The sequence below is a fragment of the Curtobacterium sp. PhB142 genome, assembly GCF_004341255.1.
In the GTDB taxonomy this organism is placed as follows: domain Bacteria; phylum Actinomycetota; class Actinomycetes; order Actinomycetales; family Microbacteriaceae; genus Curtobacterium.
The window spans coordinates 173,345-187,713 of the sequence record NZ_SLUT01000004.1 but is presented as its reverse complement, the minus strand read 5'-3'; the positions used below and the strand labels follow the sequence as shown (position 1 = coordinate 187,713).

At 70.5% G+C, this 14,369-nt stretch carries 16 protein-coding genes; 5 read left to right on the top strand and 11 right to left on the bottom strand.

Going from position 1 to position 14,369, the window contains the following annotated elements:
* Positions 1-12: 12 nt before the first annotated feature.
* The gene (locus tag EDF31_RS09655) at positions 13-1,407 is read right to left on the bottom strand and encodes a branched-chain amino acid ABC transporter permease (protein ID WP_235035783.1); all 1,395 of its coding nucleotides are present in this window, start codon (positions 1,405-1,407) and stop codon (positions 13-15) included.
* A gap of 242 nt (positions 1,408-1,649) precedes the next feature.
* Here EDF31_RS09655 and guaB point away from each other — a divergent pair, with 242 nt between their 5' ends.
* The 3 genes from guaB (at position 1,650) to EDF31_RS09640 (ending at position 5,133) form a co-directional block, all read left to right on the top strand.
* A complete protein-coding gene (guaB, locus tag EDF31_RS09650) occupies positions 1,650-3,152 on the top strand; it encodes an IMP dehydrogenase (RefSeq protein WP_123293173.1) in 1,503 nt (500 codons plus the stop codon).
* Positions 3,153-3,226: 74 nt separating this feature from the next.
* Positions 3,227-3,610, top strand: coding sequence for a VOC family protein (locus EDF31_RS09645; RefSeq protein ID WP_131845971.1), 384 nt, complete (start codon positions 3,227-3,229; stop codon positions 3,608-3,610).
* 191 nt (positions 3,611-3,801) lie between these two features.
* Positions 3,802-5,133, top strand: a complete 1,332-nt coding sequence (locus EDF31_RS09640; protein ID WP_131845970.1) for an ABC transporter substrate-binding protein — start codon at positions 3,802-3,804, stop codon at positions 5,131-5,133.
* Between the two features lie 106 nt (positions 5,134-5,239).
* Here the strand turns inward: EDF31_RS09640 and rarD are convergent, their stop codons facing one another.
* Both rarD and groES read right to left on the bottom strand, forming a co-directional pair.
* Complete coding sequence (gene rarD / locus EDF31_RS09635) at positions 5,240-6,202, bottom strand: EamA family transporter RarD (protein ID WP_207896162.1); 963 nt, start codon at positions 6,200-6,202, stop codon at positions 5,240-5,242.
* A 154-nt stretch (positions 6,203-6,356) separates the two neighbouring features.
* A complete protein-coding gene (gene groES / locus EDF31_RS09630; protein ID WP_110893972.1) occupies positions 6,357-6,653 on the bottom strand; it encodes a co-chaperone GroES in 297 nt (98 codons plus the stop codon).
* A 160-nt stretch (positions 6,654-6,813) separates the two neighbouring features.
* Here groES and EDF31_RS09625 point away from each other — a divergent pair, with 160 nt between their 5' ends.
* A complete protein-coding gene (locus EDF31_RS09625; RefSeq protein WP_131845969.1) occupies positions 6,814-8,004 on the top strand; it encodes a class I SAM-dependent methyltransferase in 1,191 nt (396 codons plus the stop codon).
* Here the strand turns inward: EDF31_RS09625 and EDF31_RS09620 are convergent.
* The 5 genes from EDF31_RS09620 to EDF31_RS09600 all read right to left on the bottom strand — a co-directional run bounded on the left by EDF31_RS09620 (position 7,997) and on the right by EDF31_RS09600 (position 12,316).
* Positions 7,997-8,758: a DUF4190 domain-containing protein gene (locus tag EDF31_RS09620; RefSeq protein ID WP_131845968.1), complete on the bottom strand. Its 762-nt coding sequence runs from the start codon at positions 8,756-8,758 to the stop codon at positions 7,997-7,999. The genes EDF31_RS09625 and EDF31_RS09620 overlap by 8 nt on opposite strands.
* 141 nt (positions 8,759-8,899) lie before the next feature.
* The gene (gene tsaD, locus EDF31_RS09615) at positions 8,900-9,955 is read right to left on the bottom strand and encodes a tRNA (adenosine(37)-N6)-threonylcarbamoyltransferase complex transferase subunit TsaD (protein ID WP_111083431.1); all 1,056 of its coding nucleotides are present in this window, start codon (positions 9,953-9,955) and stop codon (positions 8,900-8,902) included.
* Positions 9,942-10,493, bottom strand: a complete 552-nt coding sequence (gene rimI / locus EDF31_RS09610) for a ribosomal protein S18-alanine N-acetyltransferase (protein ID WP_243649960.1) — start codon at positions 10,491-10,493, stop codon at positions 9,942-9,944. Before rimI ends, tsaD begins: the two co-directional genes overlap by 14 nt.
* A complete protein-coding gene (gene tsaB, locus EDF31_RS09605; RefSeq protein WP_131845967.1) occupies positions 10,490-11,125 on the bottom strand; it encodes a tRNA (adenosine(37)-N6)-threonylcarbamoyltransferase complex dimerization subunit type 1 TsaB in 636 nt (211 codons plus the stop codon). The genes rimI and tsaB overlap by 4 nt, the downstream gene beginning before the upstream one ends.
* A gap of 24 nt (positions 11,126-11,149) precedes the next feature.
* Positions 11,150-12,316 carry a Fic family protein gene (locus EDF31_RS09600; RefSeq protein WP_131845966.1) on the bottom strand — a complete coding sequence of 389 codons (1,167 nt, stop codon included), beginning with the start codon at positions 12,314-12,316 and terminating at the stop codon, positions 11,150-11,152.
* Between the two features lie 164 nt (positions 12,317-12,480).
* Here EDF31_RS09600 and EDF31_RS09595 point away from each other — a divergent pair, with 164 nt between their 5' ends.
* Positions 12,481-12,723: a hypothetical protein gene (locus EDF31_RS09595; protein WP_131845965.1), complete on the top strand. Its 243-nt coding sequence runs from the start codon at positions 12,481-12,483 to the stop codon at positions 12,721-12,723.
* Positions 12,724-12,764: 41 nt separating this feature from the next.
* Here the strand turns inward: EDF31_RS09595 and EDF31_RS09590 are convergent, their stop codons facing one another.
* The 3 genes from EDF31_RS09590 to EDF31_RS09580 form a co-directional block, all read right to left on the bottom strand.
* A complete protein-coding gene (locus EDF31_RS09590; protein WP_131845964.1) occupies positions 12,765-13,259 on the bottom strand; it encodes a hypothetical protein in 495 nt (164 codons plus the stop codon).
* Positions 13,260-13,297: 38 nt separating this feature from the next.
* On the bottom strand, positions 13,298-13,825 hold the full coding sequence (locus EDF31_RS09585; protein WP_131845963.1) for an NAD(P)H-dependent oxidoreductase: 528 nt from the start codon (positions 13,823-13,825) through the stop codon (positions 13,298-13,300).
* Between the two features lie 64 nt (positions 13,826-13,889).
* Positions 13,890-14,360: a GNAT family N-acetyltransferase gene (locus EDF31_RS09580; protein WP_131845962.1), complete on the bottom strand. Its 471-nt coding sequence runs from the start codon at positions 14,358-14,360 to the stop codon at positions 13,890-13,892.
* Positions 14,361-14,369 lie beyond the last annotated feature (9 nt).

Here is a 14,369-nt window from a genome sequence, read left to right as displayed (position 1 = left end):
GCGCGTGCTCCCTTAGCCGACCCGCTCGGCGCGGCCGAAGATGCCCTGCGGCCGGAACAGCAGGATGAGGATGAGGATGACGAGGGCGGTGGCGTACTTGAAGTCACCGGGGAGCACGAGGTTCGTGAGCTCGACGACGACGCCGATGATCATCGATCCGACCAGCGCGCCGTAGGCCGTGCCGAGACCACCGAGGGTCACCGAGGCGAACATGAGCAGGAGCAGCTGCAGGCCGGTCTGCCAGTTCACGCCGTTCAGCACCAGGCCGAGCATCACGCCGGACAGGCCGGCGAGACCGGCGGCGAGCGTCCACACGAACCGGATGACCCGGTCGACGTCGATGCCGGACGCCGCGGCGAGCGCCGGGTTGTCCGACACTGCGCGGGTGGCCCGGCCGAAGCGGGTCTTCGCCAGGAACAGGCCGGTGGCGATCAGGACGACCAGCGCGATGCCCATCGCCACGTAGGACTGCACCGTGAGCGTGACCCCGGCGAACCGGACGGTCTCGGGGTTGCCCTGCTGGATCCGGACGGTCGCGGCGCCGAAGAAGTACTGGAACGCGTACTGGGCGGCGATCGACAGACCGATCGTCACGATCATGAGCTGCGTGAGGCTGATCCGCTTGCGCCGCAGTGGCCGCCAGATCCCGGCGTCCTGCAGGTACCCGGTCGCCGCGCACAGCAGCGTGACGACGATGCCGGTCACCCAGATGTTCCAGCCGAGCTGGTTCGCGAACACGTAGGCCAGCAGCCCGCCGAGGGTGACCTGCTCGCCGTGCGAGAAGCTCGACAGCCCCGTCGTGCCGTAGATGAGCGAGAGGCCGATCGACGCCAGTGCGATGAGCAGGCCGAGTCGGATCCCCGAGGCGAACTGCTGCCAGGCCCGCTGCGGGCTGACGCTCGACGAGTCCGTCGTGGTGGTGGCGCCCTTCTGGTCGGACAGCTGGAAGATCTGCCCGACGTTGGCGTTCAGGGTCGCCTGGACCTTGCGCTCCGCGTCCGCCGCGTTCGTCAGGTACTGGCCCTTCGGCAGGGTGTCCTGGTCGACGCTCACGGTGTACTCGCCGGCCTCGTCGACGCTGACCGACCAGCGGCCGTCGGCGTTCGTGGTGGCGGTCTCGGCGAAGCCGCCGGGCCCGGCGACGTCGACGTCGACGTCGTCGGCCGGTTCCCGCTCGGAGTCGGTGATCGTGCCCTGGATGCACCCGTTCGTCGGGCTGACGGTGCAGGCCTGGCTGGTCGCCGGTGCCGACGTGGCACTGAAGGCCGGCAGGGTGACCGCCCAGTCGATCAGGAAGGTCGCCAGGAACGCGGCGACGAGCACGGCCGCCAGGACCGGTCGTCGCCGGGCCTGGCGGAGGCGGAACAGGCGCGGCTGCGCCCGTCCCGGAGGAGTGATGGATCCCACGGAAGAGCCTCTCGTTCGGATGTCGAGTGACGCTATGGGGATTGTGTGACACCCGTGTTTCCAACTCGTTCCCGCTGTGAGTCGTCGCGCAACCGTGACCTGTGTGGAGGAGAGCCGCGATCCGTTCTCCCAGGCGGAACGCGGAATAGCGGGACGGCCCACGCGCGTTACCATGTCCTATCCGGAACCCGCCGTTGCGTTCTCGGTGTCTCGACCACTTCACTCGCCCACGAAGGGGACCCATGGACCAGCCGGATCCGTTCGGATTCATCGGACTCACGTACGACGACGTCATGCTCCTGCCGGGGCACACCGACGTCATCCCGAGCGAGGCGTCCACCGCGTCCCGGCTCACCAGGCGGATCTCCGTCAACGTCCCGCTGCTCTCCGCAGCGATGGACACCGTCACCGAAGCCCGCATGGCCATCGCCATGGCGCGGCAGGGTGGCATCGGGATCCTCCACCGCAACCTCTCCATCGAGGACCAGGCGGCCTACGTCGACAAGGTCAAGCGCTCCGAGTCGGGCATGATCACCAACCCGGTGACCACCACCCCGGACGCCACCGTGGCCGAGGTCGACGCGATCTGCGGACAGTTCCGGGTCTCCGGCCTGCCCGTGGTCGAAGCGGACGGCACCCTCGTCGGCATCATCACCAACCGCGACATGCGGTTCGTGGCGACGTTCGAGCAGTCGACCACCTTCGTGCGCGACGTCATGACCAAGGCGCCGCTGATCACCGCGATGGAGGGCATCGACCCCGAAGAAGCCATCGCGATCTTCGCGCAGCACAAGATCGAGAAGCTCCCGCTGGTGGACGCCGAGGGCAAGCTCCGCGGCCTCATCACCGTCAAGGACTTCGACAAGAGCGAGCAGTACCCGGACGCCACCAAGGACGACGAGGGCCGACTGCGCGTCGGTGCCGCGATCGGCTTCTTCGGCGACGCCTGGCAGCGTGCCGAGGCCCTGCGTGACGCGGGCGTCGACGTGCTCGTGGTCGACACCGCCAACGGCGAGAGCGAAGGCGTGCTCGACATGGTGCGCCGCCTCAAGGCAGACCCGTCCTTCGCGGACATCGACGTCATCGGCGGCAACGTGGCGACCCGTGCCGGTGCGCAGGCGCTCATCGACGCCGGTGTCGACGCCGTCAAGGTGGGCGTCGGACCCGGCTCGATCTGCACCACCCGCGTCGTCGCCGGCGTCGGCGTCCCGCAGGTCACCGCCGTGTACGAGGCGTCCCTCGCCGCGCGCGAGGCCGGCGTGCCGATCATCGCCGACGGTGGCCTGCAGTACTCGGGCGACATCGCCAAGGCCCTGGTGGCCGGTGCCGACACCGTCATGCTCGGTTCGCTGCTGGCCGGCACGGACGAGTCCCCCGGCGACCTGGTCTTCGTGGGCGGCAAGCAGTTCAAGGCGTACCGCGGGATGGGCTCCCTGGGCGCACTGCAGACCCGCGGCAAGAAGACCTCGTACTCGAAGGACCGCTACTTCCAGGCGGACGTCCCCAACGACGACAAGCTGATCCCCGAGGGCATCGAGGGCCAGGTGCCCTACCGCGGCTCGGTCGGCAACGTCGTGTACCAGCTCACCGGTGGACTCCGGCAGTCGATGTTCTACGTCGGCGGCCGCACGATCCCGGAGCTCAAGGCCCGCGGCAAGTTCGTCCGCATCACGGCTGCCGGGCTCAAGGAGTCGCACCCGCACGACGTCCAGATGGTCGTCGAGGCACCGAACTACCGCAGCTGAGCCGACTGCACCCCGAACGCCCCGCTCCCCACCGGAGCGGGGCGTTCGTCGTCTGCCGGCAGTAGTGTCACGGCATGGTCAGCGCCGTCTCCCACACCACGATCGACTGCCGTGACGCCTTCGCCCTGTCGGAGTGGTGGAAGCAGGTCCTCGGCTACGTCGACATCGCCGACGACCCGAACGGCCTCGGGCACGAGGAGTGCATGATCACCGCTCCCGACGGCTCGCACCAGGTGCTGTTCATCCAGGTGCCCGAGGCGAAGTCCGTGAAGAACCGGATCCACTTCGACCTGCGTCCCACCGACCGCACGCGCGATGCCGAGGTGGAGCGGCTGCGGGGCATCGGTGCGACCGAACTCGCGGACCTCCGACACGACGACGGTGGGTGGGTGGTGTTCGCCGATCCGGAGGGCAACGAGTTCTGCGTGCTGCGTTCCGTGGCTGAACTCGACGGCTGACGCGCGGGCTGCCCAGATCGCCGATCCCTGATCCTCCGCACAGAAACGATCACGGCTCGGTAACGAAACACTTTCCGTACCGCCCCGTCACACGGGCGAAACACCGGGACCCTACGTTTCTCGACATCCAGTGGAGGCGCCGCGTTCGACCCGAAGCGGCACGGCCTCCGCGCAGAGAAAGGGCTCCACGGATGATCAGAACCACCCGTGCCACCACGGCACTGGCGTTGGCAGGCGCAGTAGCCGTCCTGCTCGCCGCGTGTTCCACCACCAGCAGCGGCGACTCCCCGTCCAGCTCGGCGTCGAGCGGTGCGAAGAAGGACCCCGCCGCCAGTTGCAAGGCCCCCGACACCCCCAGCACCGATGCGCTGAAGATCGGCACGATCCTGCCGCTCACCGGTTCGCTGGCGTACCTGAACCCGCCGGCCGAGTCCGGTGTCGGCCTCGCGGTGAAGGACATCAACGCCGCGGGCGGCGTCCTCGACAAGGACGTCACCATCGACCCGGCGACGGACTCGGGCGACAGCAACGACATGACCGTGTCGAGCTCGGCGGCGACGAAGCTCGTGAACGCGAAGGTCCCGGTCGCGATCGGCGCCGAGTCCTCGTCGGTCACGCTCAACGTCATCGACCAGCTCACCAGCAACTGCATCGTCGAGATCTCACCCGCGAACACCGCGAGCGACCTGTCCGGCTACTCGTCGTACTACTACCGGACCGCTCCGCCGGACTCCGTGCAGGGTTCGGCACTCGGTCAGCTCGTGACCGGTGACGGCAACGCCAAGGTCGCGTTCCTCGTCTTCAACGACACCTACGGCACGGGCCTCCGCAACTCGGTGCAGTCCGCGGTCGAGGCCTCTGGTGGCCAGGTCGTCTACGGCGGCAAGGGCGAGGGCCAGGAGTTCCCGCCCGGTCAGACCACGTTCTCGTCCGAGGTGACGGCCGCACTCGCAGCCAAGCCGGACGCGATCGTCGTCCTGGCCTTCGACGAGACGAAGTCGATCATCCCGGAGCTCGTCTCGCAGGGGAACACGGCGAAGATCTACATGTCCGACGGCAACACGGCCGACTACTCGAAGGACTTCGACAAGGGCACCCTGACCGGCGCCCAGGGCACCATCCCCGGTGCCTCGCCGAAGGACGACTTCAAGAAGCAGCTGTCCGCCTTCTACAAGGACTCGTCGAACAAGACGCTCGCCGACTACTCGTACGCGGCGGAGTCCTACGACGCCACCGTCCTCGCCGCCCTCGCCGCGGTGAAGGGCAAGGGCACCGACTCGGGCACGATCCAGGCCAACATGGCCGCGGTCTCCGGAGCGGACGGCGGCACCGAGTGCGCCACGTACAAGGAGTGCGTCGCGCTCCTCGACGACGGCAAGGACATCCACTACACCGGCCCGTCCGGCATCGGTCCGTTCGACGACAACAACGACCCGTCGAGCGCCTACATCGGCATCTACAAGTTCGACGGCGACAACAAGCCCGTCTACCAGAGCGCCATCCAGGGCGCGGTCAAGAAGTAGGGCACCGGCTCCACCTCACGAAAGCGACAGTTCCCTGCGGACCATCCGCAGGGAACTGTCGCTTTCGCGTGTGGGACGGGCGGACGGGAGGCCCGGGGTGCGTCCGTCAGGCGGGCTCGGCCGGAGCAGGTGCGAGCGCTCGCCGACGGGACGCCCGCGCGGCGGCGAACGAGTCCGCCGTCAGCACCACGAGCGCCAACCACACGATGCCGAACCCGAACCAGCGCGCGGGCGGCATCGCCTCGTGCTGCACCACGACACCGACGAGCAGCTGCATCACGGGCGCGAGGTACTGCGTCAGCCCGAGGGTCGACAGGCTCACCCGCCGCGCCGACGAGGCGAACAGCAGGAGCGGGACCGCCGTCGCCGGACCGGTGAGCACCGTCACGAGGACGTGCACCCAGCCCGCGCTCGTGAACGTCACGCCGCCGCCGAGCCCCGTCGCGCCGAGCACGACCAGCGCCACGACCGCGATCGGCAGCAGCCACACGGTCTCGATCGTCAGACCACTCAGCGCGTCGACCGTGCCGCCGACCCGCTTCTTCACCAGGCCGTACAGGCCGAACGAGCACGCCAGCACGAGCGAGATCCACGGCACCTGCCCGTAGCCGACGGCGATCACGACGACCGCGACGACGCTGATGCCGACCGCGGCCCACTGCGCCGGCCGCAGGCGTTCGCGGAGCACGACGACGCCGAGCGCGATCGTGACCAGGGGGTTGATGAAGTACCCGAGCGCGGCCTCGACGGTGTGGCCGGTCGTGGTCGCCAGGACGTACACGGTCCAGTTCACCAGGATGAGGACCGCGGCCAGCCCCATCACGGCCATCACGCGGCGCTGCGCCATCAGGGTGCGGGTCCGGAGCCACGAGCGGGTGACGGCGATCGCGACCGCGCAGAACACCAGCCCGAAGACGATCCGCCAGGCGACGATCTCGAACGCGCCGGCCGGGGCCATCGCCGCGAAGAGCAGGGGCATGAGGCCCCAGAGTCCGTACGCGATGATCGCCTGCACCACGCCGACGGATGCCTCGCTGCGGACGGGTCGCGCGGGACTCGGTTCACTCACGGAACCATCCTAGGAACGGCCACCGACGGGCCGGGCGTTCCACGGGCCTCCCGGTCGGGGCACGTGCACGCGACGGACCCGCCGGAAGCCCGCAGACGCACGAACGCCCCGCCGGCCGACAGGCCGAACGGGGCGTTCGCGTGGAGTACTGGACTCAGTTGACGACGACCGCGAGGACGTCGCGGGCCGACAGGACCAGCAGGTCCTCGCCCGAGTACTTGACCTCGGTTCCGCCGTACTTGGAGTAGATGACCTTGTCACCCACGGCGACGTCCAGCGGGACGCGGTTGCCGTTGTCGTCGATGCGACCGGGGCCCACGGCGACGACCTCGCCCTCCTGGGGCTTCTCCTTCGCGGTGTCGGGGATGACCAGACCGGATGCAGTGGTCTGCTCCGCCTCGACCTGGCGGATGACGATGCGATCCTCGAGCGGCTTGATGCTGACGGCCACGGTGACCTCTTCTTTCTCGGTACGGACTCGGTACAGATGAAAACCGGGTTGGCACTACGCACAGGAGAGTGCCAACGCCAACTCTAGGGGGACACTGGCACTCGGTCAATCCGAGTGCCAGCACATCAGGGGAACATCTAGCACCTGGGAGGATCGGGACATGGAAGCCGCCGAACTCGCCGCACTGCTGACCCCCGACGGGATGGCCCTGCTCGACCGTACCCCCGGCGTCTCGGACGGCGGCGAGATCGTCCGGGTGGTGTCGCGGCTCCGAGCCGAGGGGCACGATCCGCAGCTCGTCGCGGCGGTCCTGACCCAGGCCAAGCTCCGGCAGAAGGCCCGCGGCAAGTTCGGCGACTTCGCCGCGCGCATGCTCTTCACCGAGGCTGGACTCGAGCAGGCCACGCGCCTGCAGGTCGCCGCGCAGCATGCCGGGCGCTTCGCTGCTGCCGGGCTGACCCGGGTCGCCGACCTCGGGTGCGGGATCGGCGGCGACGCGATGGCGATGGCGGCCCTCGACCTCGACGTCACAGCGGTCGACCGTGATGAGGTCACCGCGGCGGTCGCCACGCACAACCTCGCGGTGTGGCCGAACGCCCGGGTCGAACTCGGCGACGCGGCCTCGTTCGACGCCTCCCGCGTCGACGGCATCTGGATGGACCCCGCACGTCGGACCTCCGGCCACTCCGACACCCGCCGCCTGGCCGACCCGGACGACTGGTCACCCTCGTTGGACACCGTGTTCGCCACCGCGACGACGACCCCGACCGGCGTGAAGCTCGGGCCGGGGATCGACCGCGACCTGATCCCGGACACCGCCGAGGCGCAGTGGACGTCCGTCGACCGCGAGGTCGTCGAGCTCGCGCTGTGGTTCGGACCCCTCGCCCGACCGGGCATCCGCCGAGCGGCGACCGTCATCGGTGCACACGGCATCGCCGAGATGACCGGCCCGGCAGACTCGGACGACGCCGAGGTGGGGCCGCTCGGGGCCTACCTGTACGAGCCGGACGGCGCCGTCATCCGCGCACGGCTCATCGGCGACCTCGCCCGCACCCTGGACGGCCACATGCTCTCCGACGGGATCGCGTACGTCACCTCGGACCGTGCCGCGTCGACGCCCTTCGCCCAGGGCTTCCGGGTGCTCGACACCATGCCGCTCGACGTGAAGCGCCTGTCAGCGCGGCTCGCCGCCGACGGCATCGGCACCGTCGAGATCAAGAAGCGCGGCGTCGACGTCGACCCGGCGCAGTTCCGCAAGCGCCTGCGGCTGCGCGGGACCGGTCGTGTGACCCTCGTGCTCACCCGGCTGGAGGGCCGGCACACCGCGATCCTGTGCGAGCGGCTCAGCTGAGGAACGCGCCGGTCCCCGAGTCGTAGCCGTAGTCGGAGTACGAGCTCTGGCCGATCACGCCGAGGAAGATGATGAAGGCGATCCAGATCAGCCAGACGCCGGTCATCACCCAGCCGGCGATGATGCCGGTCAGGGCGAGCCCTCGGCCGGCCTCACCGTTCTGCTTGATCTTGCCGAGTGCGACGTGGCCGAGGATCGCGCCGGCGGGGCCGAGCAGGATCGCGATGAACCACATCGGGACGGCGGCGAGACCGAACACGATCGACAGGATCGCCAGGGTGTTCGTCTTCGGGCGCTGCGCGTAGGGCTGGTACCCCGTCGGACCGTAGGCACCCGCGGGCGCGTACGGCTGCTGCTGCGGCTGCGCGTAGGGGTTCTGGCCGCCCTGCTGCTGCGCGTACGGGTTCTGCTGGCCGTACGGGTTCTGGGCGGCGCCGTACGGGTCCTGCGGCGCCTGCGGTGCCGAGTACGGGTTCTGCGGCTGCTGCGGAGCCGCGTACGGGTTCGACGGCTGCGGCTGGCCGTACGGGTTGGACGGCTGGGGCTGACCGTACGGGTTCGGCTGCGGAGCCGCGTACGGGTTCGACGGCTGCTGCTGCCCGTACGGGTTTTGCGGCTGCTCGGGAGCCGACGGGGCCTGTGGTGCGTCGGGGGCCTGCGGTGCGTCCGGTGCGGGCGTCCCCTCGGGCTGCCCACCGCTCGTGCCGCCCGGCGTCGTCTCGCCCGGCTTCGGCCACTCGTTCTGATCGGACACCGTCCACCCCTCTCGGCGCCCGGTCTCTCCGACGCCACGTGAATCCTCCCACAGGCGCCCGAGGGCCGACCGGTCGGGGCCCGGACGGTTCAGACCGGGTCGGGGCCCGGACGGTTCAGACCTGGACGGTGCCCGGACGGTTCAGACCTGGACGGTCGTGACCGGCAACGTCGAGTCGGCCGCGATCCCGAGGTCGCTCGGCGCGTGCCCCTCGGCGACCAGGCGTGCGCCGACGGCCGCGATCATGGCGCCGTTGTCCGTGCACAGGTCGAACGGCGGGATCCGCAGCTGCACCCCCGCAGCGGCGCACCGCTCCTCGGCGACCTGCCGCAGCCGAGCGTTCGCGACCACACCGCCACCGAGCAGGAGCCGGTCCACGCCGGTGTCGCGGCACGCGTTCAGGGCCTTGGTCAGCAGGACGTCGACGACGGCTTCTCGGAAACTCGCGGCGACGTCGGCCACGGGGACCTCGCGCCCTTCGTCGCGGCAGCGCTCGACCCAGCGCGCGACGGCGGTCTTCAGCCCGGAGAACGAGAAGTCGTACCGGTGCGCGGCCAGGTCCTTCGGCAACGTCAGGCCGCGGGGGAACCGGATGGCCTTCGGGTCGCCGTCCGCCGCGGCGCGGTCGATCTGCGGCCCGCCGGGGTACGGCAGGCCGAGCAGCCGTGCGACCTTGTCGAACGCTTCACCCGCGGCGTCGTCGATGGTCTCGCCGAGCAGTTCGACGTCGCCGACCAGGTCCTTCACGAGCAGCAGCGAGGTGTGCCCGCCGGACACCAGCAGTGCGATCGTCGGCAGCTCGATGTCGCTGCCGTCCGTGCGCAGGACGTCGGCACCGACGTGCCCGACCAGGTGGTTCACGCCGTACAGGGGCTTGCCGGTGGCGACGGCGAGCGCCTTCGCGGCACCCACCCCGACCATGAGCGCGCCCGCCAGACCCGGCCCGGCGGTGACCGCGACGGCGTCGAGTTCGTCGAGGGTGACCCCGGCCCGCTCGAGTGCCTCGTGCAGCGTCGGGGTCATCGCCTCGAGGTGCGCGCGTGCGGCGACCTCGGGCACGACGCCGCCGTACCGAGCGTGCTCGTCCATGCTCGACGCGATGACGTTCGCGAGCAGGGTGCTCCCCCGCACGATCCCGACACCCGTCTCGTCGCAGCTCGTCTCGATGCCGAGCACCAGCGGTTCAGCCACGCTCATCGAGCGCCTCCTGTCCGATCGGGCCGACGGTCGTCGGCGTCGTGGCCGCGTCTGCTGCGACCGGCAGCTCCGCCCGCATCACCCACGCGTCGACGCCGTCCGGCTGGTAGTACCGCGGCCGGGTCGCGATGTGCTCGAACCCGAACGCCGTGTACATCGACTGCGCGACGGGGTTGTCGGCGCGGACCTCGAGGAACACCTCGCGCACACCGCGGCGACGGGCCTCGTCGAGGAGTTCCGTGAACAGCACCCGCCCGAGTCCCTTGCCGCGCTGCTCGGCTGCGACCGCGATGGTCTGCACGTCAGCGACCGGGTTGCCCGCCAGCGAGGACAGTCCGGCGTACCCGACGACCGACGGCGCTGCCGATTCGTCGACGGTCTCGACGACGACGTAGTACCCGTGCGGCGAGTACAGCTCGCCCGACATCTGCGACGCCGACCAGGCGTCCGCCGGGAACGAGACGTGCTCGAGCCACATGATGTCGTCGAGGTCCTGCGGGTGCGCCCGCCGCAGGCGGAGCCCGTCCCGCACCGTCACTGCTTCACCCGCTTCGGCGCACCCGGCACCGTGACGTCGGGTTCCCGCAGGTAGAGGGGGGTGTCCTGGTCGAACCCCGCGCCGGACCGCAGGCGGTCCGCGGCGAGTGATCCGAGCCTCCAGGCAGGGATGGACAGGGCCGTCACGCGGTCCCAGCCCACCGCTTCGGGCCGGGAGGCACGGATCGCCTCGTCGAGATCGGCCGGCCTGGCGAGACCCGGACCCGCAACACGCGTGCCGGTCTGGTCGTACGCGCTCCAGTAGACCTCGCGCCGGCGGGCGTCCGTCAGGACGACGAACGGTCCGTCTCGTCGCCCGTCGCGCTCGTCGGCCGCGACCGCGTCGTGGCTGACGAGTGGCAGGACGGGCACGCCGACCGCGGCGGCGAAGGTGCGGGCGGCGGCGATCCCGACGCGCAGACCGGTGAACGGGCCGGGGCCCATGCCGGCGACCACGCCCGTGACGTCCGCGCCAGTGATGCCGGCCTCGGCGAGCGCCTCGGCCAGGAACGGGCCGATCACCTCGGCGTGCCGGCGACTGTCCTCGGTGTCGCGGGTGGCGAGGGGCTTGCCGGTGGCGGGGTCGACGACGGCCACGGAGGTTCCGGCGGAGGTGTCGATGGCGAGGAGCACCCGTCCATCGTAGGCGGGGTGGGATCAGGTCTCGTCGAGGCTGCCAGCGACCGCGTTCCAGATCTCGTCGGCACGCCACCGCTCGCGTCCGCCTCGGCCCGAACGCCCCAGCGACCGGAGCCAGCCGTACTCCTCCGCGCGGCGGAGGAGGGACGAGGCCGTCGGCTGCGAGACGTCGAGCGCACGCCGGACGGACGTGACCGTCACGACCGGGTTCCTGAAGACCACGTCGACGAGCCCAGGGAGGGCCGAACGCTCCGTTCGCGAGGCCAGGCGGTACCGCTCGCGGATCTCGACGAGCTTCCGGATCCGTTCGGCGCTGTCGTTCGCCCGGACGGTCACCGCCTCCGCGAAGAACTGGATCCACTCGTCCACCTCCCCGCGCTCCCGGACAGCCTGCAACCGCTCGTAGTACTCCGTGCGGTGCTGTTCGAAGTAGCCCGAGATGTGCAGGATCGGCGCCGGCAGGATGCCGTCCGCGATGAGCGAGAAACCGATCAGGAGCCGGCCGATCCGGCCGTTACCGTCGAGGAACGGGTGGATCGTCTCGAACTGGTAGTGCAGCAGCGCACACTTCACGGTCACCGACATCGTGTCCAACCGTCCGTTCACGAACCGCTCCCAGTCGTCGAGCGTGTCCGGCAGGTGGTCCTGGTGCGGTGGGATGAAGCGTGCGGTTTCGGGCCGAGCGTTCGGTGATCCGATCCAGACCGGCGAGCGGCGGAGCTCTCCAGGAGACTTCTCGTCGCCGCGCACGTCGCGCATGAGGGTCTCGTGCAGCGCGCAGATGAACCGCTGCGTGATCGGCAGGTCCGCGAGGAGGTCGACGCCCTCGCGCGCCGCTCGTAGGTAGTTGTCGACCTCACGAAGGTCGTCGTCCAGGATCTCGTCGCCGTTCTCGACGCTGAGCACATCGCTCAGCGACGCTTGTGTGCCCTCGATCCGCGAGCTCGCAAGGGCTTCCTGTGCCATGGATGGGCCGAGCAGCAGTTCCGGCTCCTGCACGAGCTGCCCGAGCCCGGCCAACCGGCCGATGGCGATGTCGGCGCGTGACACCGCAGCGTTCGTCACGGGCTCGAGGACGAGTTCGCGTGGGAGGGGTGCAGGCAAGAAGTAGGCGTGCGGCCACTCGGACAACGGACGCGTCGTGAGCGTGCCGAACCGATCTGAACGGAAGTCTTCTCGGCGCATCCTGTCATCATAAGCAAAGTACCCTCCGCCCTATAACTTCGGGTCGAACTTCCAAGCACCCGCACGTGGGGAGCGCGGGGACGTTCGATCCGTCATGCTGTCTCGGGAGCGTCGCCCCGGCTCTGCAGATGGATCACTGGACGTCGCGATCCGCCTCAAGCCCCGTGCAGGAGGTCCAACGCCCGACGAGCGAAGGCGAGTCCTTCGCTGTCGTCCGGACACACAGCCTGCACGGCCTCGTCATCCTGATCGGGCTGACGGCGGGTACCGTGCTCGGCGGGGTGACGGGTGCGCTGCTCGCGGTCTCGCTCATCGCAGCCGACTCGGGCATTGTGCAGGTCTGGAACGGCGAGGACGCACCGCCCCCCTGGCGGCAGAAGCGTCACGAGACGGTCCCGATGTGCTGAGCCGTCCCGGGGCCGCGGGGCGCAGGAGCCAGGCGCGGCGGCTAGTCGAAACGGACCGTGCTGGTGGGCGACGTCGCGCCCGTACGCGTCGCGGCCTCGTCCGCTGCTTCTCGGAGGTGCCGCAGCCGGGACCGCACACCGCCGTCTTGGCGACGCAGGACGATCGCGACGTCCGCCACGGACATCCCCGCGGCCGTCATCGCCTCGAGCCCAGTGTCCTCCTGCTGCGTCCACGGCGCGTAGGCGGCGGGCCGGTCGAGCCGAGCAGCGTCGACCTGCGGGTTGCCGGTCGGTGCAGCCCGGACCACCAGCGGGGACGGTGCTTCGTCCGTTCCGGACGTCGTGGCGACGGCCGGCGCCGGCGTCGGCGTCGACTGCGGGCCGGTCGCCCGGACGTCCAGGCAGGCGACGGCAGTCACCGGATGGCGTGCCACGACCGCTCCTGCGGGCGACCGGAACACCAACTCGGTGTCGTCACGGTCCACCGTGCCGACCTCCACGTCGCTGAAGCCGCCGGTGTCGAGGACGATGCGCATGGTTCCCCCCGTTCGCGCTCACCAGATCTGCTGCGAGGCTACCGTGCGCCGGCCGGCTCACGGTCGACGACCGCCCGACGGACACCCTCCACCGCCGCGGCGACCGCGCGCTCGCGGGCCTCGGCGTCCTCGGTCTCGGAGTCGTGCACGAACACAGTGGCGCCCCGGCGGGCACCGCAGAAGTCGACGATCCCGTGCTCGACCTGCGTCCGGAGTGCCTCGGCGTACCCGTGCCGTTCGTACACGCCGGCGTCGTCACCTGCGATCGGCACCAGGTGGACGGTGAGCCGTCCGAGCGCCCGACGGATGCCGCCGTGCGGGTCGACGTCGAACGCCCAGCCGTTCACGAACACGCGGTCGATCCACCCCTTGAGCACCGCGGGCACGGACCACCACCAGACCGGGAACACGAGGACGAGGTCGGTGGCGCGGTCGATGCGCTGCTGCTCGGCGACGACGTCGGCCGGGGCGTCCGTGCCGGTCCGGTAGGTGTGCCGGTCGGCCAGCGTGAACCGCGGGTCGAACCCCTCGGCCGCCAGGTGGGCGGTCACGATGAGCGTCGGCACACCGCATCCTCCCGGCGCCGGCTGGGCGGCACCGGGACGCCCGCTGTCGCCAGGCCGTGCCGGCTCACACTGCGGTCAGGTCGAGGGACCAGGCGACCTCGTGCGCGAACTGCCCGGTCCGCCGGAACGACCGGACCTGGTGCGTGTCGGCCATCACGGCCGCCAGGTCGTCACGGTCGGCGGGGGTGAACCCGAGCGACTGCCAGAACGGACCGGAGCGCCGCGAGAACAGCCACGCCCGTCGCGCGCCCGTGGTCGCGGCGTGGTCGACGGCGAAGCGTGCGAGTCGGGTGCCATGGCCGAGCCCCCGGAGGTGCGGCGCCACCGCCACGCTGCGGACGAGCACGTGGACACCGTCGGCTCTCGTCTCGTACCCGGTGCTGCCGACCACGCGGCCGTCGTCGGCACGGTTGACCCACAGCCGGACGGTCGGCTCGAGACCGGCAGGGTCGAGACCAGCACGGTCGAGACCAGCGACGGTCAGGTCGGCACCGACGAGGAAGGTGCGGAGGTCGTCGACCGCACCGGTGTCCACGCGCTGCAG